The organism is Vibrio campbellii CAIM 519 = NBRC 15631 = ATCC 25920 (assembly GCF_002163755.1).
Taxonomy (GTDB): domain Bacteria; phylum Pseudomonadota; class Gammaproteobacteria; order Enterobacterales; family Vibrionaceae; genus Vibrio; species Vibrio campbellii.
In genome coordinates this window covers 1,366,240-1,385,664 of record NZ_CP015863.1, presented here as the reverse complement: position 1 = coordinate 1,385,664, position 19,425 = coordinate 1,366,240, and the positions used below count along the sequence as shown (strand labels likewise).

Genomic DNA, 19,425 nt, shown 5'->3' with positions numbered 1-19,425 from the left:
CCATGTTAAGAGCGCTGTATCTAGTTATTATCGCAGTTTGTATATTACCAACCATTCCGGGGCTGCTCGGAGTGGTGGTCTCTGCGCTCGGCTATGTCCCTCCGATTGGTCTTCACCACTTCTCGCTGGATGGCTTTAGTGCCGTCTTCGATTGGGAAGGCGTATGGACTTCCATTGGCCTGACTTTCTATTCCGCCATTTTCAGCAGTTACCTTGCTTGCTTAATTACGTTTGCGATTCTGCAAGCTTCTTGGGGGAGTAAATTCTGGCGTAAGATCGAAGTCAGTCTTTCCCCACTTCTCGCTATGCCACATGTGGCGTTTGCGATTGGTTTTGCTTTCCTATTTGCACCAACAGGTATGGGCGTTCGCGTACTCAACCAAATATTTGGTTACGATCCAAATGCCCAAACAGTGAATGACTTAGCACTGCTGATCAAAGACCCATACGCACTGGGTTTGATCATCATGCTTGCCATTAAAGAAGTGCCGTTTTTATTGTTGATGAGCATCCCTATTCTTCAGCAATTAAAAGTCGAGAAGATTGAAAAAGTCAGCCATTCGATGGGTTATAGCTCCGCGCAAGCGTGGTGGAAATGCGTTTTCCCACAATGGTTAGCGAAGCTGCGTTTCCCCATGTTGGCCGTTCTAGCTTACAGCTTATCGGTTGTTGATGTGGCGCTCATTATCGGCCCAACCAACCCTCCTACGTTTGCAGTGTTGGTATGGCAATGGTTTAACGATCCTGACTTATCCCTGCTACCAAGAGCGGCGGCAGGTGCAGTGATGTTGTTTGCCATTGCGAGCATCTTGATTGGTTTTGCTCGCCTAGTGGAATGGACCATCACTAAGGGCTTTAAACGCTGGCAATACTCGGGCCGTAGCGGCTTCCACTTACCGGGCAAAACCTTGTTCTCTATGATTGCCTTGCTCGCACTGTTAATGGTGCCACTTTTGGTGGCGTGGAGCTTCGCTCAACGTTGGCGATTCCCTGACTTATTGCCGAGCCGTTATAGCTTACGTTTTTGGGAATACGAGTGGAAAAGTATTCTTGGCACGCTCGAGCAAAGCATGTTGATTGCGGTGATCAGTGCGTCTATTGCCCTTGTACTGGCGCTGATTGCTCATGAATACCGATTACGTTACCGCTGGCAGGTGCCGGGCTACATCATTGCCGTGCCAATGTTGATTCCTCAGCTATCTGTGTTGTTTGGTATGCAAGTCGTCACGCTATATCTCGACAGCAACGCTTACTTCTTCTGGGTATGCTGGGCTCACGTGTTCTTTGCGTTCCCGTTTGTTTATCTGTCCTTGGATGGTCCTTGGCGCAGCTTCGACAATGGGTTAACTCGTGTCGCTCTCAGCCTTGGTAAATCACCAATGCAGGCTTGGCTAAAAGTCAAACTGCCGATTCTTCTGCCAGCAATTGCTTTTGCTTGGGCGGTGGGCATTAGTGTTAGCTTGGCGCAATACCTACCAACACTCGTGCTGGGTGCAGGCCGTATCAGCACAATAACAACAGAAGCGGTAGCCCTCTCAAGTGGCTTCGACCGTCGTGTCACCGCGATTTACGCAATTTGGCAAGCGCTCTTGCCGTTAATGTTCTTCTCTTTTGCGATTCTACTTAGTCGTTTACACGTTAAGTATCGCCGGTTGTCTATTAAAGGTTTACTAACGAATGAGTCTTTGTCTCGAAAACCTCGCCATCCGTAAAACAAATGGCGACACACTTTTCTCTGCGTTCAACATGACGGTAGAGAAAGGTGAAATTGTTACCCTGATGGGCCCAAGTGGCTGTGGCAAATCCACCTTGTTGGATGCCATTGCTGGTCACCTGTCTTCCGAGTTCGACTATTCAGGCTCAATCACGCTCGATAATGAAAAGCTGGATACTTTACCTGCGCACAAACGTCAGGTCGGTATCCTATTCCAAGATGACTTGCTCTTCCCGCACCTTACCGTTTGGGAAAACCTTGCTTTCGCACTACCCAATTCAATCAAAGGGGCTGAGCGCAAAGAACACGCGATGCAGGCTTTGAAGCACATCTCGCTAACTAAACTTGCAGAGTCTTTCCCTAATCAAATCTCAGGCGGCCAGCGCGCACGCATTGCCCTCACTCGCATGTTGTTAGCGAAACCGAAAGTTGCACTACTCGATGAGCCATACAGCAAGCTGGATAAAGATCTTCGCGTACAGTTTCGTAACTGGGTCGTGGAGCAGCTTCAACAAGCTAATATTCCTGCTTTAATGGTGACTCACGATGAGGATGATATTCCTGAAGGCAGTCGTTGCCTGAACTGGCCTTGGGAGATGAGTCATGCTTGATAACCTGAGTATCAAAATCATTAAGTGGCCATTGGCACAGAGTGCGAAACTGATTGATAAATGTGGCGTGACGGCCAACCAAACCACGCTGTTTGGTTTCGCCCTTGGTTGTTTTGCCTTACCTGCATTAGTGGCAGAGCAATACACGCTTGCATTAGCGTTTATCCTGCTAAACCGAATTTGTGATGGATTAGATGGTGCGTTGGCAAGAATCCAAGGCATCACCGATGCAGGTGGCTTCCTTGATATTAGCTTAGACTTCTTGTTCTATTCTCTAATTCCATTTGGCTTTGTACTAGCAAACCCAGAACAGAACGCCGTTGCGGGCGCGTTCTTGATCTTCTCGTTTATTGGTACAGGAAGCAGTTTCTTAGCATTTGCGATCATGGCGGGTAAACGTAGTATCGAGAACCCAGTCTACAAGCACAAATCTCTGTACTACATGAGCGGTCTGACAGAAGGCACAGAGACCATCGGTTGCTTCGTACTGTTCTGTTTGTTCCCTCAACACTTTGCCGTGATTGCGTACATCTTTGGTGTGGCGTGTTGGTTTACTACCTTTACTCGCATTTACTCTGGATTTCAAACATTAAAGTCGTAACCTTCCCCACGTTACGAAGCATGTTGGCGCGAAAACAAAAACGATTGGCGCCAGTAAAAAAATATTAAGTCAAACTCGTGTAAACTGTAGACTCTTAGTCCAATTTTTTATTCGTTGAACTATGAGCCTCGAATTAGATAAAAAATGACATTAAAAAGAAGGTGAATTTGGAAGATAAAAGACTGATTCTCAAACAATATGAGTCATATAGGCCGCCAGGAGATTTTCACACCCATAGTTATTCACATCTCGCCTACGTGCACCAAGGGTGTCAAATTCTATCAACGGACAAGCATAGTCTTTTATCCATGCCGGGCTCATTAGTCTATATTCCAGCCTATACACCGCACCGAGCAGAGTTTCTAAAGCGCTCGCAGGTTTCTCTTCTTAAGCTGCCCTCCAACTCAACCCTAAATATAGAAGCAGTCTGTATGCTGGATGTTCCACCAATCATCACACAGTTGTTCAGTGTTTGGAAAAACGAGACTCAAGATCCCAAGTTAGCCGACCAATACATAGATGTTCTTATCGACCAGTGCTCTCGTTGCGCACCGACGACTCACCCTTTCGTCGCACAGGGTAGCATGGACCGACGCCTATTAATCATAATTGAAGCGCTCTCTGATAAACCAACCATTAAAATGTCTATCTCGCAGTTATCGCAAAAGACTGGTGCGTCAGTGCGCACATTAAACCGATTGTTCCTTTCGCACTTTAAAGCTTCTTTCAAAGAGATCCGAAATAAAGTAGTCATGGAGCGAGCGGAGCAAATGATGAAAAAAGGCATAAGCGCAACGGTTGTTGCGTTTGAGCTTGAGTATTCAAGTCTCTCTTCTTTTTCGACTGCTTATAACAAGCATCAAAAGCAAAATATGGATTAACGGCAAAATATGTATATACCCAAGTGACTTCAAGATGCAGGATTCAGAGCGTTGTCATTGATTCGAGAGTAAGGAAAACAACGCAGTGTAATAGCTAGCTCTTTCCAAGTTGTTTGACGCAGCAATCGAGTCAATGACACGCTCCCAAAGGGCGAGCTTCCTTGGCTTGTATACTTTGTTGCCGATTCTTGATTTAGAATGACTAGATCTTTAAATCGCCGCCGCGTCTACAAACCAAGTCATTCTCGCTGAACCTAGCATCTCGAGGTTACTTGGGTATAGTGACCAGACGACATGGCGCGTTTTGTAAACAAACTGTCAGCTACCCAAAAGCTTTAAACGACGCACTTCTCTACCATGTTTAACTACTCCTTTAACAAGGCATGAGGTTAAACGAATGTCCAAACTCCAGATCATATTTATCAGCCTAATCATGGCGTCCAGCTATTTTTTTGCCTCGAGCATGTATGTGCCAAGCCTCCCCGAGATACAGAATGCTCTGCACACCTCAGAGGCACTTGTGCAACAATCTTTGAGCGTATTTTTTATTGCACTAGCATGCAGTCAACTACTCGCTGGACCTTTTTCCGAAAGATATGGAAGGAAGCCCGTCGCCTTACTCTCAGCCGTCATTTTTGTGGCAGGCTCAGCGCTGTGCGCCCTATCACAAAACATCGAGTCTCTTCTGATTGGTAGAGTTGTACAAGGTTTTGGCGTCGGAGGACTCTACTTGCTTTGTAGAACAATACTACAAGACGCTTTCGAAAAATCGGAACTTATGGGGATCCTTGCCTGGTATGGGATAATCTTTATGAGCTTACCAGGCTTAACTCCAATTCTAGGTGGATACCTCACAACACATTTTAGCTGGGAAGCAAACTTTATCTTTTTGCTCGGCCTAGCGGTTGTGACGTTGCTTGTCATCGCAGTGATTAAACGCGAGACAATCAGTCAACATAACCCAGACGCAATCAAACCAAAGCAAATGCTAAAAGACTATGCGTTTATCACTTCAAACCTAACATTTTTGTGTTATCTCGCAATGATGATCAGCGGCACGAGCTGTCTTTTACTTTTCCAAGTGATGGGATCCTTCGTTGCTCAAAACCAATTTGACATCTCGGTAGCAGATTTTGGATTGGGTGCAATGACGTTAATGATCAGTAGCGTGGTATCACGATTATTTTGGAATCAGTTCTTAAAGAACCGCCTGAGTGAGAATCTTACGCTTTTCTTCGGCTGCGTAATCCAAGTTTTAGGCTGCACCCTGACTACATTCAGCCTTATGGTAAAAAGCTATTCATTCATGTTGTTGGGTTTCTGCGTGATGTCATTTGGAGTTGCGTTCTTACTTGCTATCGCGGGCGTTTCAGCCTTGTATATGTTTCCGAAACACAAAGGGCAAGTTGGCGCGATTTATGGAGCATTACAGATGATAGGAGCATTTGGTTTCACCTACGGTTTATCGATGTTGCCTGCGACTCAAAGCATGATGGTACTCACTAGTTGGATACTCGCTTTGACAAGCGCTATCGCATTTTTCATCATCTTCATTAAGCAACGTAGAGCAATAGGCCAAGCATACATGCTCTCTGAAAATTAGTTCTTCAAAATACCACTGCTCGCTATTTGTTCCCCTGGTATTTCATAGGGGTTTGGCCTCAAAGTTTTCATTCTGTTGAGGCCAAATTTTTCCTATCAGAATAACCAGCCGAAAATAAGCTGTGAGAGTACAATTCCCAACATAAAACTCGGTAAGTGCCAAGTCTGCTGCTTAGCTCGGTAATACTCTTTTTGTATATCTTCTTGGTAGCTCTTTATGGCTAATTCTTTAATGTAATAATTATGCATAACCTATCCTCATGACGTTTTGGTGTGCGGAGGATAAAAGCTCAAGTTAACTTTAGGTCAACAGTAAAATATCAATTTCGGATAAAATTATTTCCGTAGGCAAAATTCCTTACGCTTAGCCGTTAAACTCAACCAGTTGCATTTGTTTATGTCGCAGTAATGCAGCTTCACTTGATCGTCGTCAATGGAACATAAATCTCTCACACCTTTCGATGTTCAAATGACATCAACTTGCTAGCATGAGCCCATTCAAGCTAACTCCGGGCCTGTTATGACTCCTACCATCGATCACGTGCTTCTCAATATCGCACTCAACCTGAGCTCAAATCGCTCTCATGAGCAGCAATACCAAAACCTGATTGATGGAGTGGCCCAGGTGTTCCCTTGTGATGCGAGTTGTCTGTTTATCTTTGATGAAGACGGTTTTCTCACGCCAGTCGCAGTGAAAGGTTTGTCCAGCTCAGTACTAGGTCGCCGTTACTTTCCTAAAGCTCACCCGCGTTTAGATGCCATCATTCATAGCCGTGAGCCGGTTCGCTTCGACGCTGATTGTGCCCTACCCGATCCATTTGATGGAACACTTTTAACGGAAGAGCAGTGCATTGATGTTCATGACTGCATGGGCTTTAGCTTATACGTCGAAGGACAACTTGTTGGCGCGTTAACCATGGATGCGCTTGCTGTTGGCGCGTTTGATCATATCGACCCAGTAGCTATCGAAACCTTCGCGGCACTAACGGCGGCAACACTACGTAACATTGCGCAATTAAAAGCCCTTAAAGCGCAGAACCAGAAGCAAAAGAGCTTCACGCAAACCCTGATCCAACAAGCGCGCTCACAACACGGTGACATGATTGGCTTAAGCCCACAAATCAATCAATTACGAAACAACATTGCGACCGTTGCTCAGTCGGATTATGCAGTATTGGTAACGGGAGAAACAGGGACGGGTAAAGAGCTTGTTGCTCACTCTGTCCATGCTCAATCTCATCGCAATGATAAACCGATGATCTACGTAAATTGCGCCGCCCTACCCGAAGGTCTGGCGGAGAGCGAACTGTTTGGCCACGTAAAGGGCGCTTTTACCGGTGCCAATAGTCATCGTGCAGGTAAGTTCGAATTGGCTGATGGCGGTACAATCTTCTTAGATGAAGTGGGTGAACTGCCATTGATTTTACAAGCAAAACTGCTGCGAGTTATCCAGCAAGGTGAGTTGCAACGTGTGGGTAGCGATCAGCATTTGATGGTTAACGTGCGAATCATCGCAGCCACCAACCGACAGTTAGAAAAAGAAGTGGAAAGTGGTACATTCCGTGCGGATCTGTTCCATCGCTTAAATGTATTCCCAATTAAAGTGCCACCACTGCGTGCACGTAATGGCGACATTCCAGTTCTTGCTGGATATTTGTTGGAAAAAGTACGTCAGCAATTTAACTCACCAAACCTTCACGTTCACCCTAAAGTACTGACTCAACTAGAATCTCTGCCTTGGTATGGTAACGTTCGAGAACTTGAACACACCTTAACGCGAGCTGCGTTACATGCCATTCAACAAGGCGCGAGCACCATCATGCTCAATCACTTTGATACTTCATTGGCATTGGATGATGTAAAAAACACATCGCATTACTTGCCGAAAGAGAGTCAGCCAATGCGCGAGTTAGTCGAGAGTTATCAACGTGACTTGATTGAACACGCTTTAAGCCAAACCGGTGGGGTTTGGGCAAAAGCAGCAGAGTTTTTACAGATGGATCGAGGCAACTTGTATCGCATGGGTAAAAAGCTCGGCATTAACAAATAGAAGCCGCTACTTCGCTCTCTTCTCTTGAAGGAACAGAAACTTACTTCTTAAATAGAGATATTCCGGATTACTCGCTTAGGCTCGTCCGGAGTGACTACTAGCCCGAAGCAGAGCGAGCCGACGAAGGAGCGCAATCGGGAATCTCTAGCCTCCACAAAATCGCATTACCTTTTCTCCTGTTTAACAAGTACTTCCACTATCGCCCGTTAAAACGTTTCTCACGCGTTGCTTTTCTCACCACATCTGTATTTTCGTTGTCATTTGCACATCATTCGTGTTGTCACAATCACATCAAAAACGCACTTAAAAAGCAATAAAATCATTTAAAATCAAGAAGATAATTGTTGGCACGCATTCTGCCCGAGAAGGAAAAACAAAACGACTATTACTACAATCACTGGAGAACCCAATATGTTCTGTATTCAATGTGAACAGACAATCCAAACCCCAGCTGTAAAAGGCTGTTCTTTCGCACAAGGTATGTGCGGCAAAACTTCAGAAGTATCCGATCTACAAGACGTGTTGGTTTACACTCTGCAAGGGGTTTCTTTTTGGGCAGCACGCGCGCTTGAATTCAACATCATCAATAATGAAATCAATCAATGGGCTCCAAGAGCATTCTTCTCTACGTTGACTAACGTAAACTTCGATCCTGAGCGTATCCTTGAGCTAACTTCTCAAGCAGCAACATACAAAGCACTGCTAAAAGACCAAGTCATGTCTGCCGCAACACTTGCTGACGAAGTCGTATTGAACGTACCTAACGTTGCGAACTTCGAGCTGTCAAACAGTGCAGAAGAAATCCTAGCATTTGCTTCTCAAGTAGCGGTAAACCGTGGTAAAGACCAAGTACACGAAGACGTTATCGGCCTGCGCCTACTTTGCCTGTACGGTCTAAAAGGTGCAGCGGCGTACATGGAACACGCACGAGTATTAGAGCAAACCAACAATGATATCTTCGCGGAATACCACGAAATCATGGCTTGGTTAGGTACTGACCCTGAAGATCTAGGCGAGCTATTAGACTGCTCAATGCGCATCGGTCTTATGAACTACAAAGTGATGGAAATGCTGGATCATGGTGAAACAGCAACGTTCGGTCACCCAGAGCCAACCACTGTTAACGTTAAGCCTGTGAAAGGCAAATGTATTCTTGTTTCTGGTCATGACCTTCACGACCTAGAAAAAATCCTGCAACAGACTGAAAGCAAAGGCATTAACGTTTACACCAATGGTGAAATGCTGCCTGCACACGGCTACCCAGAGCTGAAAAAATACCCTCACCTAGTGGGTAACTACGGTAGCGCTTGGCAGAACCAACAAAAAGAGTTCGCTAACTTCCCTGGCGCAATTGTGATGACATCAAACTGCCTATTGAACCCGAACGTTGGCCAATACGCAGACCGCCTATTCACTCGTAGCATTGTTGGTTGGCCGGGTGTCGCTCACCTAGAAGGTGATGATTTTAGCCAAGTGGTTGAATGTGCATTAGCGCAAGAAGGCTTCCAGCATGACGAAATCGAACACAACATCACGGTTGGCTTCGGTCGTAACGCACTAATGAACGCAGCACCTGCCGTTATCGAGCAAGTGAAGCAAGGCAACATCAAACATTTCTTCCTAGTAGGTGGTTGTGATGGCGACAAAGCAGAGCGTAGCTACTACACCGACTTCACTGCAGAAGCGCCAGAAGATACGCTAATCCTAACGCTCGCTTGCGGTAAATACCGCTTCAACAAGAACACATTTGGTGACATCAATGGCATCCCTCGCCTGTTAGATGTAGGTCAATGTAACGATGCGTACTCAGCAATCCAGCTTGCACTAGCACTTGCAAAAGAGTTCGATTGCGACATCAACGAGCTTCCTCTAACGCTTGTTCTGTCTTGGTTCGAGCAAAAAGCGATTGTGATCCTGCTTACGCTATTCGCTCTTGGTGTGAAAGGCATCTACACAGGTCCAACAGCGCCTGCATTCCTAACGCCAAACTTGATTGCGATTATCCAAGAGAAGTACGACATGCGCAGTATTGGCAATGTTCAGGACGACCTTAAAACCATCCTAGCAGCGTAATCGCCTCGCTTATCATGCGCCTCCTTAGTTGGGGGCGCTTCTATCTATTGAGAACTCGATAACCAAAGAGATTGTTATGTTTTTTGAATGGCAAGGCAGTCAACCTGTCACGCTACGCTGTGTAGACAAATACTATGAAACTGCCGATGCAGTGAGCCTCAAGTTGGCAGACCTGTCAGAATCGCTCTTGTTTGAGTTTAAAGCGGGTCAGTTCATCAACCTTGGTGTTGAAATCGATGGCAAGATGGAGTTTCGTGCTTACTCACTCAGCTCTCTTTCCGGTGACGACTGCTTGCAACTGACGATCAAGCGCGTCGAAGGCGGTAAGGTATCCAACTACATCATCGATAAGCTTCTTATTGGCGATACGGTTCAAGCTCTTCCACCTACTGGTGATTTCAACTGCATTGATCACCCACCAATCGCGGTCAATGGCAGAAAGAAAGCACTGCTCATTAGTGCGGGCTGTGGCATTACGCCTGTATTCGCGATGGCAAAAGAATGGTTAGACAACGATGCTGGAGTTGATATTGAGTTCCTGCACATTGCTCGCTCTCAACTTGAAACCATCTACTTTGATTTATTAGAGACCTACCATTCAGTTTATTCAGATTTTAAACTGAAATTGCTACTGAAAAACCGCGGTGAAACGCTTTACCCAGAAGGTCGTTTGAATGCCGAGTGGTTAAAAGAACTGGTGCCAGACTTTAAGCAGCGCACGGTTTATCTATGCGGTCCAAATCAGTTTATGCTTGATGTCCAAAGCTACCTAAGTGAACTTGGCTTTGATATGGCAAACTTCTTCCAAGAAAGCTTTACGCCAGCCGCCAGTGAAGAAGCTGAAGTGTCGGATGAAACGGCCAGCGTGTCAGTGCCAGACTTTGCCCAGACGATCGATGCGCAAAAAGGCCAAGTCCTTGCTGATGCGTTGGAAGGCGCAGGATTACCACTGATCATAGCTTGCCGAAGCGGTATTTGTGGCTCTTGTAAGTGTAAGGTTCGCAAGGGTAGCGTGTCTTCAACCAGCCAAGAGACATTGACCCCTGAAGAAATTGAGCAAGGCTATGTACTCGCCTGCTCTTCGACGATTGAATCCGATCTTGAAGTTCAGATTGGTTAAGGCCGTTGATACGAACACTAAAAAAAGCGCCGTACTAGGCGCTTTTTGTTTGTGAAAAAATGCTATTAAACTCAGAAGTTTCTTTATCTAAACTCAGCTAAACAGTAAAACCTTGAGTGCGGCTGCGCTATCTACATCCATAAACTCTGGTGGATTATCCAAACGCTCGCGGAATGTCAGCTCTGGCGCTTCTTCCTTCATGCTTTCAATCAAGAAATCACTGGTCACTGATGGTGAGTTAACACACGCTAACACCTGACCACCTTCTGCCAACAAATCTGGCAAACGACGTAGAATCTTTTTGTAATCTTTGGTTAGTGCAAAGCTGCCTTTCTGAAATGACGGCGGATCAATGATGATCATATCGTACTGACCCGACTTCTTAATCTTGCCCCACGATTTAAAAATATCGTGCCCCATAAAGCTCACTTGGTTGATGTTATGACCATTCAGTTTATGGTTCTCACGACCTTTAGACAGCGACGCTTTTGCCATATCCACGTTAACCACTTTATCTGCGCCACCTGCAATAGCCGCCACAGAGAAGCCACAAGTGTAAGCAAACAAGTTAAGCACGTTTTTGTACTTGGCATTTTCACGAACCCAATCACGACCGTAGCGCATATCAAGGAACAGACCGAAGTTCTGGTTACGACCGATGTCTAGCTGGTACTTCAAGCCACTTTCTTCAACCACAGGTCGAGCATCTAGCTCACCCAACAGAACTTCAGAAGGCGCGCCGTCAGCGTAACGGTGCTGAATCACGATCGTGCAGCCCTGTTTCTCTGCCCACAGAGCAGAATCAGAAAGCGTGTTCAATCCTGCTTTTAACTCGCTAAGAAACGTCTCATCCACTTCTTTAAATAGGTTGATGATCAACTGACCTTGTAACCAATCACATGTGATTTGCTCTAAACCTTCGAAGCGGCGACCACGACCGTGAAACAGTCGGCGGATTTCATTGGGAGCTTGTTTTAGCTCGGCTTCTAAATGCTGAAAAAACAGCGGAAGTTGTGATGCTTGCATCGAATTCTCTTATTCGTTTTCTTTGTGATGGTTATTTAATCGTAGGCCAGTTCAGTTCCCACGGAGAGAGCCAAGTGTCGATACCTTGGGATACCGTTTCATTGTGCCATTTGCTGCCAAGCGCTTTGTGTTCACGTGGGTCGCAAACAAAGCAATGCGTTTCATCTTGATACGGGAAACACAGCGAAAATGCATGCAAGTAGCCACGGTCTGCTTCATTGTCTGCATTATAGATAGGATCGCCAACAATACCCGAACCAACGGATTTTAATGCCACGCGAATTTGGTGTGTTTTGCCAGTATGCGGCTTGCATAAAAACAGGCGCTCTCCCGGCTCTGCTGCGAGGGAAAAGAATTGAGTAATCGCAGGATTCGTTTTACTGTTGACCAGCTTCCATGAAGAACGACGAGAGCGTTCCATGTCACCCACTACCAACCCTTGTTTCTTCTTGGGCTTTTTCGAACCAATCGCAAGATAGAACTTCTCGACTTCACGATCTGCAAATGCTTGCGACAACGCACTTGCTGCTTTTGCGTTGCGACCCAAAAGCAAAATTCCAGACGTCATTTTGTCGAGGCGGTGGATAAGATACAACTGCTCATCACCACTTTGATTTGCTACTTCTTGCAGCAACATGGTATCTCCATCGTCCTTATGTACTGAGACGTTGGGATGTTTATTGATGATCAGAAAATCTGGATGGGTGTGTAGAATGTCGAACATAAAAAACTGGCTCCACGTTTGGAGCCAGAAGTATACCGATTCTAAGCAATTAGGCGAGCTTAAACTTGCCCACCAGCGCTTCCAGTTCTTACACCCTGAGGTTCAAACCATCTATCTCACACTGAATACCCATTATCGATATTAATTCCATCAATCCTATAAATAATGAATATAAAAAAGCGGGAGTCTATGAAGACTCCCGCTTATTAATTTTCGAATTTGGCTGATTGCTGTTCGCTTATAGCTTCTTAGAGAAGATACCCGCTAGAGCAATGATGCCGATACCTAGTAGCATGATTTCGCCCTTACCGCTGTCGAAACCAGACTTGATACCCATGAAGGCTACGATAGCGATAGCAACTGGGATTACGTATTTCACTAGGTTGTACCAAAGACCAAATAGTGGGAAAGATACTTTACCGTCGTTAGTGATCTCTTTCTCAAGGTCAGCACGGTTTAGACGCCAGCCTGCGAAGATACATACCAACATACCGCCAACCGCTAGGAAGATCTTATCTGTTAGTAGGTCGAAGATGTCGAATGCACCTGTACCGAATAGTGTTGGACCAACACCGCCAAGCGATAGTGATGCAAACACACATAGTGATGCCATTACGACACTTGCAGAAAGTACTGCTGTTGAACGCTTCAGGCCTTTCTCATCGATTAGGTAAGAAACCACAACTTCCAATAGAGATACTGAAGACGTCAGTGCCGCTACTGTTAGACCGATGAAGAACATCAAAGCAAATAGAAGGCCAATTACGCCGCCCATTTCAGCAAAAAGCTGAGGTACAACAACGAATACTAGACCTGGACCTGCTGCTGGTTCCATACCGAATGCGAACATCGCTGGGAACATTGCAACACCAGCAAGGATAGCAACACCAGTGTCCATCGCAGTAACCATACCTGTAGTCTGAACTAGGTTCTCTTTCTTCTTAAGGTAAGAACCGTACGTCATCATACAACCCATACCAAGAGATAGTGAGAAGAATGCTTGGCCTAGCGCCGCTAGAACAACATTGCTGTCCACTTTCGAGAAGTCTGGCATGAATAGGAATTCAAGACCCGCCATTGCACCCGGTAGCATCAGACCTTTCACCGATACAACGATCAGGATAAGGAATAGAAGAGGCATCAGGATTTTACCCGCTTTTTCGATACCGCCGGAAATACCCTTCATTACGATAACGATGTTAAGGAATAGGTAAACACCCATCCACAGTAGCGGTTGAACTGGATCAGAAATGAAGCCGCCGAAGCTGTCACCAATTGCTTCAGGAGTACTTAGCAGACCACCACCTACTTTGAAGATGTACGCTAGCGCCCAGCCACCTACTACAGGGTAGAAACCCATGATCAATAGACCACTCAGTACGCCGATAACACCGGTAAATGTCCAACGGCGATCATTCGATTTGAAAGCACCTACCGCTGAAAGACCTGTCTTACGACCAATAGCGAACTCAGTAAGCATGACGCTAAAGCCGATAAAAATAACAAACAAAAGGTAAATTGCAACGAACGCACCGCCGCCGCTCTCACCAGCTGTGTAAGGGAATTTCCATATATTGCCTAAACCGACAGCGGAACCCGCTGCTGCCATTACGAAGCCTAGTTTAGACCCCCACGTATCACGTGGTGCTGCTGTATTTGTAGCCACGCTTTTTCTCCAAAATGTTTTGTTGTGTTTGCATAGAGATAGGCGTCTAGAATATGTTCGTGTAAATATTAATGTACACTTTATAAGATGTTTGTATGACGCTCTATGTATGGTCAGTAAAGCAGTTTCAATTTAAAATTGAAACCCCGATCAGCACATTTATCGAACAAATGTATTATTGTTCACGCTAAATGCTGCTTTTTTGTGCAAAAGATAATGTTTCGTCCGACTTTTCACACATCAGTAACACAAACCCCCGTTATAAAATTCATTTCACATTACAAAGTCGTTCTGCCTTAGGGTTATGAAAATAGTTTCCCGTTCCGGCATTTACGCTTAATATCCATGTTGGGCTTATTACTTTTGGCGTATATGGACAAGGTCTATCACTTTATCACCCTCGCTGGCATCGGGCTCTACTGGTTTCTCGTTGCTGGTGTTACTATTCGCGTCGTTTTAAAGCGTCGTGCTGTTAGCGTCTCCCTCGCATGGCTGATGATCATCTACATCCTGCCAGTGCTAGGTGTTGCCTGTTATTTCTTATTTGGTGAGCTTAACCTTGGCCGAAAACGTGCAGAACGGGCCAAAGTGATGTTCACACCGTTCCAACAATGGTTCACTCAGTTAAATGATTGTAACGCACATGTTCCAGAAGCAATGGGGCGTCATATCTACCGCATTGATGAATTGTGTAACAACCGTTTGGGCCTTCCAGCTCTGAGTGGCAACACGCTTTCGCTTCAACAGTCACCGGATGAAATCCTTCACTCCATTATTAAAGACATTGAAAATGCACAACACAGCATCCGCATGGTGTTCTACATTTGGCATCCGGGCGGCTTAGCCGACTCTGTTGCTTCTGCATTGATTCAAGCGGCGAAGCGTGGCGTGGATGTTAAGCTGCTGCTCGACTCAGCCGGTAGCCCGCGCTTCTTCCGCAGTCCTTGGTACAAGATGATGAAAGATGCGGGCATCGATGTGGTGCAAGCATTAGAAGTAAAAATGTGGCGTATCTTTCTACGCCGTCTTGATTTGCGTCAGCACCGCAAGATCATCGTGATTGATGACGAGATCGCCTACACAGGTTCAATGAACTTGGTCGATCCTGCTTTCTTTAAACAAAGCAGCGGTGTCGGTCAGTGGATTGACATCATGGTGCGCATTACTGGCCCGACGGTGAACGTATTGAGTGCTATCCACTGTTGGGATTGGGAAGTAGAAACTGGCGAGCGTCAGCTACCGACTCACCCTGAATGCCGAGTAGATAATGATGAATTTCAACACCCGATTCAAGTCGTACCATCAGGTCCGGGTATGCCGGAGTACTTGATTTACCAAGTGTTAACCTTGGCAATCAACCAAGCGAATCGTTCTGTGAGGATCACGACACCTTACTTTGTTCCAAGTTCTGACCTACTTGAAACATTGAAGATGACCGCACAACGAGGCATTGATGTAGAGCTTATCATTCCTCATAAAAACGACTCCATGATGGTGCAATGGGCATCACGTGCCTTCTACAGTGAGCTAATGGCAGCGGGTGTGAAAATCTACGAGTTCTATGGTGGCTTGCTGCACACTAAGTCCGTCGTCATTGATGAGCAATTCTGTTTGGTTGGCACAGTAAACATGGATATGCGTAGTTTATGGCTGAACTTTGAAGTGACGCTTGCGGTAGATGATGAAGAGTTCACCAAACAAATGTCATCACTACAAGACGCTTACGTCCAACAGTCACATACGGTCGACAAAAATGAGTGGGCAAAGCGCAGTATCTTTTCCCGCTTTTTAGAGCGCGTTTTCTATCTATTTAACCCATTACTGTAATAAATAAGATAAAGCCGCAAAATCTCAATAAAACCGACAGATTCATGCTGTCGGTTTTATTTTTTACGCCCCATACCACTGTTTTTCGAGTGATGCTCGGACAAGTCGTTTCATTTCTATTTTTCCCTTGCAAACCACCCTTGCTCCATGTTTTAAATATTGAAAATCGTAATTTAGACAGGGAATTTTTATGTCAGAAGGCAAGAAGACCAAACTCGTCACCGCTGGTCGTGACAAGAAGTGGACTAACGGTGTGGTTAACCCACCAGTTCAGCGAGCTTCCACCATCGTGTTTGATACCGTTGCAGAAAAAAACCAAGCGATGATCAATCGCACCAACAAAACTCTGTTCTACGGGCGTCGCGGCACGAACACACACTTTGCCTTTCAAGATGCCATGGTTGAAGTGGAAGGCGGTGCGGGCTGTGCCCTTTACCCATGTGGTACCGCTGCGATTTCTAATGCGGTCCTGTCTTTTGTTGAGACGGGCGATCACATCCTAATGGTCGATACCTGTTACGAACCGACCCGCGATTTCTGCGACACCATCATGAAGAAGATGGGCGTCGAAACGACTTACTTTGATCCTATGATTGGTGAAGGTATTCGTGACCTTATTCAACCGAATACCAAAATCCTTTTCTTAGAGTCTCCTGGCTCAATCACAATGGAAGTGATGGACGTTCCGACGATGGCAAGCATCGCCCATGAGCGTGAAATCATCGTGATGCTGGATAATACTTGGGGCGCAGGCGTGAACTTCTCCCCATTTGACCACGGCGTCGATATCTCTATTCAGGCAGCAACCAAGTACATTGTTGGTCACTCTGATGTAATGTTGGGAACAGCGGTTGCTTCTGAGAAATACTGGGACCAATTACGTGAGCAAAGCTACCTGATGGGTCAATGTGTTTCTCCTGACGATGCATACCTTGGCCTGCGCGGTATTCGTACTTTGGATGTTCGCTTACGTCAGCATGCAGAAAACAGCCTAAAAGTCGCACAGTGGTTGGCAAGCCGCCCTGAAGTCGATCACATTCGTCACCCTGCCCTAGAAAGCTGCCCTGGTCATGAGTTCTTTAAGCGCGACTTTACCGGTGGTAACGGCCTGTTCTCGTTCGTATTGAAAAGCTCGTACCCGAAAGCAACCACAGCATTGTTGGATGGCATGAAACACTTCAGCATGGGTTATTCATGGGGTGGCTATGAGAGTTTGATTTTAGCCAACGAGCCGAAAAGCTTTAGCAGCTTACGTACCGTTGCAAATCCAAACTTCGAGGGCACACTAGTACGTCTTCACATCGGACTCGAGGATGTCGAAGACTTAATTGCAGACCTAGAAGCCGGCTTCGCACGATACAATGCGCTAGTGCTAGAAAAAGAAGCGTCTTTATAAGCATTCAGAATATCTATCAAATAGCCTCGCACTTCGAGGCTATTTTTCTTCCCTCGGCCATCACTCAACCAAGCCATTGTCTCAATTAGAATTAACTAACATTCTAATATTCATGAGTTTAATGTTCATTGAATCTGTTGATTTTCTTTTGAGTAATCACAGAACAAGAAAATGCGCTACAAATGAACTTCTCACCCTCAAAACTTATCTTCTAATTTATAAAATTGACAAGAGATCATACTACAAGGAGATAGTTTTGAAACTCAAATTCATAACAACAATGCTTTTCGTTTTAAGCACCTTACCCTTTGCATCTGCCAACGCCAGTGGTTACACAGAAACCAAATACCCCATTGTCCTCGTTCATGGACTGTTCGGCTTTGATACCCTTGCCGGAGTGGATTACTTTTATGGCATCCCACACTCTCTAACCAAAGATGGCGCAACGGTTTATGTCGCGCAAGTGTCTGCGACCAACAGCAGCGAGGCACGTGGAGAACAGCTTCTTGCTCAAGTTGAAACGCTACTTGCCGCAACAGGTGCGGAAAAAGTTAACTTGATTGGGCATAGCCATGGCGGCCCGACAACACGCTATGTTGCTTCAATACGTCCCGATTTAGTAGCATCCGTTACTAGCATTGGTGGTGTAAATAAAGGCTCCAAAGTGGCGGACATCGTAAGAAATACCGTTCCAGAAGGCTCCATCAGTGAAGGCGTGGCAGTAAAGTTGGCAGAAGGAATCGTAACCTTGATCAACCTACTGTCTGGCGGTTCCGATCTTGACCAAGATCCGCTCGCTTCTTTAGCCGCACTCACTACTGAGGGTTCACTTGAGTTCAACCAATATTATCCTGAAGGTATTCCAACCAGTGCATGTGGAGACGGCGACTTATTGGCATCGAATGGCGTGTATTACTATTCATGGACAGGCTCTTCGAACTTTACCAACCTATTTGACCCAACTGACGGTGCAATGGTGGTTTTAGGCTTGGCATTTGATGGCCCCAACGACGGTCTTGTCGATGCATGTAGCACTCACCTCGGCAAAGTTATTCGTGATGATTACAAGATGAATCATCTGGATGAAATAAACGGACTGCTTGGTATCCACCACCTGTTCGAGACTGACCCAGTGACGTTATATCGCCAGCATGCTAATCGCCTGAAACTACAGGGTTTATAATGAGGAAGCCATCATGAAAAAAGTCGCTCTTATCACATTGTCCATTGTATCACTGGTTAGTGTGGGAGCGGCTTTCCTGTACCAACCTCAATCATCAAACCTAATAAAGGTGAAATCACAACAAGACACCACTGTTGACCTATCCTCTCAGAAAGATTTCTTCGAGTACTCTTTAAGCAGTTTGGGAGAGCAAGACCTTGAAGCGATAAAAGCGACTGTGAATGCTGATGAGTCGCAGAAAAACGCCCTCGGCATCAGTTATGAGTTGTTCGACACTTATCTCGCTTACAAAGAAGCGCTCTCTAAGCTGGAACCTTTTGAAGGGGGGTCATTATCGTTACAAGAATTAAAGCGGCTCGATGATGCGATCCGAGCGATGCAAAGAACGTTTTTTACTGACGAGCAAATTGCCCAACTGTTCGATGAGGAAAACAGGCTACGTCAACTAGCCATTGATAAGCTTGTTATTCAAGCAGCCAAGTTAGATGCGAATACTCATCAGCAAATGCTAGAAGAAACCCTCGCTGCACAACCTGAGTACATTCAACAAAGTGAGCGTAATAACGCACTGGTCTTGCAGCTTAATCAAGCCTCAGGAATGGACGCACAAGAGAAGTATTTGACTCGTGTTGATTTAGTCGGTGAAGAAGGTGCTCAGCGCCTCCAAGCGCTGGATGACAAACGAGCAGCTTTCAATTCCTCACTCGACGACTATTTGAAGAAGCGAGCTGAGATCTTGAACAACGATTTTCTCGGCGAGGAAGAAAAGAACTTAGAAATTGCCGGACTCAGAGAACAGAGTTTTGAAGAAAAACAGTGGCGTCGCATCGAAGCATTAGAAAGAATTCATGATAGCAAGCAAAGATAAGACAAGGAGTCAGGTGCGATTTATTAGTGAGAGTCACTCGCTCGACTCCCTTCGCATACAGACAATTTGAGTGATCCATCCGA

15 protein-coding genes are annotated in these 19,425 nt (G+C 45.7%); 12 read left to right on the top strand and 3 right to left on the bottom strand.

What is annotated here, in order from left to right:
* Positions 1-2: 2 nt before the first annotated feature.
* The 8 genes from A8140_RS06615 to A8140_RS06575 all read left to right on the top strand — a co-directional run bounded on the left by A8140_RS06615 (position 3) and on the right by A8140_RS06575 (position 10,652).
* Complete coding sequence (locus A8140_RS06615; RefSeq protein ID WP_005529262.1) at positions 3-1,712, top strand: ABC transporter permease; 1,710 nt, start codon at positions 3-5, stop codon at positions 1,710-1,712.
* Positions 1,678-2,325 carry an ATP-binding cassette domain-containing protein gene (locus tag A8140_RS06610; RefSeq protein ID WP_005529265.1) on the top strand — a complete coding sequence of 216 codons (648 nt, stop codon included), beginning with the start codon at positions 1,678-1,680 and terminating at the stop codon, positions 2,323-2,325. Before A8140_RS06615 ends, A8140_RS06610 begins: the two co-directional genes overlap by 35 nt.
* Positions 2,318-2,926: a CDP-alcohol phosphatidyltransferase family protein gene (locus A8140_RS06605; RefSeq protein ID WP_005529267.1), complete on the top strand. Its 609-nt coding sequence runs from the start codon at positions 2,318-2,320 to the stop codon at positions 2,924-2,926. The genes A8140_RS06610 and A8140_RS06605 overlap by 8 nt, the downstream gene beginning before the upstream one ends.
* A 431-nt stretch (positions 2,927-3,357) precedes the next feature.
* Positions 3,358-3,807, top strand: a complete 450-nt coding sequence (locus tag A8140_RS06600; RefSeq protein ID WP_005529269.1) for a helix-turn-helix domain-containing protein — start codon at positions 3,358-3,360, stop codon at positions 3,805-3,807.
* Positions 3,808-4,204: 397 nt separating this feature from the next.
* Entirely contained in the window at positions 4,205-5,410 is a 1,206-nt protein-coding gene (locus A8140_RS06590) for an MFS transporter (RefSeq protein WP_005529272.1), read from the top strand.
* 519 nt (positions 5,411-5,929) lie between these two features.
* Positions 5,930-7,459, top strand: a complete 1,530-nt coding sequence (gene norR / locus A8140_RS06585) for a nitric oxide reductase transcriptional regulator NorR (protein WP_005529277.1) — start codon at positions 5,930-5,932, stop codon at positions 7,457-7,459.
* Positions 7,460-7,870: 411 nt separating this feature from the next.
* The gene (hcp, locus tag A8140_RS06580) at positions 7,871-9,532 is read left to right on the top strand and encodes a hydroxylamine reductase (protein WP_005529279.1); all 1,662 of its coding nucleotides are present in this window, start codon (positions 7,871-7,873) and stop codon (positions 9,530-9,532) included.
* A gap of 76 nt (positions 9,533-9,608) precedes the next feature.
* Entirely contained in the window at positions 9,609-10,652 is a 1,044-nt protein-coding gene (locus A8140_RS06575; RefSeq protein WP_038862800.1) for an FAD-binding oxidoreductase, read from the top strand.
* 93 nt (positions 10,653-10,745) lie between these two features.
* Here the strand turns inward: A8140_RS06575 and A8140_RS06570 are convergent, their stop codons facing one another.
* From A8140_RS06570 to A8140_RS06560, 3 genes are all read right to left on the bottom strand, one after another.
* Positions 10,746-11,678 carry a class I SAM-dependent methyltransferase gene (locus tag A8140_RS06570; RefSeq protein ID WP_038862802.1) on the bottom strand — a complete coding sequence of 311 codons (933 nt, stop codon included), beginning with the start codon at positions 11,676-11,678 and terminating at the stop codon, positions 10,746-10,748.
* Between the two features lie 31 nt (positions 11,679-11,709).
* Positions 11,710-12,402, bottom strand: coding sequence for a TIGR01621 family pseudouridine synthase (locus A8140_RS06565; RefSeq protein WP_005529283.1), 693 nt, complete (start codon positions 12,400-12,402; stop codon positions 11,710-11,712).
* 238 nt (positions 12,403-12,640) lie between these two features.
* Positions 12,641-14,068, bottom strand: a complete 1,428-nt coding sequence (locus tag A8140_RS06560; RefSeq protein WP_005529286.1) for a sodium-dependent transporter — start codon at positions 14,066-14,068, stop codon at positions 12,641-12,643.
* Positions 14,069-14,440: 372 nt separating this feature from the next.
* On the opposite strand from A8140_RS06560, the gene cls reads away from it, so the two are divergent.
* The 4 genes from cls to A8140_RS06540 all read left to right on the top strand — a co-directional run bounded on the left by cls (position 14,441) and on the right by A8140_RS06540 (position 19,342).
* Positions 14,441-15,895 (top strand): cardiolipin synthase, encoded by a 1,455-nt coding sequence (gene cls / locus A8140_RS06555; RefSeq protein ID WP_005529288.1) that lies wholly within the window; start codon positions 14,441-14,443, stop codon positions 15,893-15,895.
* A gap of 190 nt (positions 15,896-16,085) precedes the next feature.
* On the top strand, positions 16,086-17,291 hold the full coding sequence (locus A8140_RS06550) for a cystathionine beta-lyase (protein ID WP_005529290.1): 1,206 nt from the start codon (positions 16,086-16,088) through the stop codon (positions 17,289-17,291).
* Positions 17,292-17,547: 256 nt separating this feature from the next.
* On the top strand, positions 17,548-18,474 hold the full coding sequence (locus A8140_RS06545; protein WP_005529292.1) for an esterase/lipase family protein: 927 nt from the start codon (positions 17,548-17,550) through the stop codon (positions 18,472-18,474).
* A 13-nt stretch (positions 18,475-18,487) separates the two neighbouring features.
* Positions 18,488-19,342, top strand: a complete 855-nt coding sequence (locus tag A8140_RS06540) for a lipase secretion chaperone (RefSeq protein ID WP_005529294.1) — start codon at positions 18,488-18,490, stop codon at positions 19,340-19,342.
* Positions 19,343-19,425 lie beyond the last annotated feature (83 nt).

What these genes read in the sequence shown, in the direction of transcription:
- A8140_RS06615 (WP_005529262.1), top strand. Translation starts at nt 3, where the DNA reads ATGTTAAGAGCGCTGTATCTAGTTATTATCGCAGTTTGTATATTACCA.
- A8140_RS06610 (WP_005529265.1), top strand. Translation starts at nt 1,678, where the DNA reads ATGAGTCTTTGTCTCGAAAACCTCGCCATCCGTAAAACAAATGGCGAC.
- A8140_RS06605 (WP_005529267.1), top strand. Translation starts at nt 2,318, where the DNA reads ATGCTTGATAACCTGAGTATCAAAATCATTAAGTGGCCATTGGCACAG.
- A8140_RS06600 (WP_005529269.1), top strand. Translation starts at nt 3,358, where the DNA reads ATGCTGGATGTTCCACCAATCATCACACAGTTGTTCAGTGTTTGGAAA.
- A8140_RS06590 (WP_005529272.1), top strand. Translation starts at nt 4,205, where the DNA reads ATGTCCAAACTCCAGATCATATTTATCAGCCTAATCATGGCGTCCAGC.
- norR (WP_005529277.1), top strand. Translation starts at nt 5,930, where the DNA reads ATGACTCCTACCATCGATCACGTGCTTCTCAATATCGCACTCAACCTG.
- hcp (WP_005529279.1), top strand. Translation starts at nt 7,871, where the DNA reads ATGTTCTGTATTCAATGTGAACAGACAATCCAAACCCCAGCTGTAAAA.
- A8140_RS06575 (WP_038862800.1), top strand. Translation starts at nt 9,609, where the DNA reads ATGTTTTTTGAATGGCAAGGCAGTCAACCTGTCACGCTACGCTGTGTA.
- A8140_RS06570 (WP_038862802.1), bottom strand. Translation starts at nt 11,678, where the DNA reads ATGCAAGCATCACAACTTCCGCTGTTTTTTCAGCATTTAGAAGCCGAG.
- A8140_RS06565 (WP_005529283.1), bottom strand. Translation starts at nt 12,402, where the DNA reads ATGTTCGACATTCTACACACCCATCCAGATTTTCTGATCATCAATAAA.
- cls (WP_005529288.1), top strand. Translation starts at nt 14,441, where the DNA reads ATGGACAAGGTCTATCACTTTATCACCCTCGCTGGCATCGGGCTCTAC.
- A8140_RS06550 (WP_005529290.1), top strand. Translation starts at nt 16,086, where the DNA reads ATGTCAGAAGGCAAGAAGACCAAACTCGTCACCGCTGGTCGTGACAAG.
- A8140_RS06540 (WP_005529294.1), top strand. Translation starts at nt 18,488, where the DNA reads ATGAAAAAAGTCGCTCTTATCACATTGTCCATTGTATCACTGGTTAGT.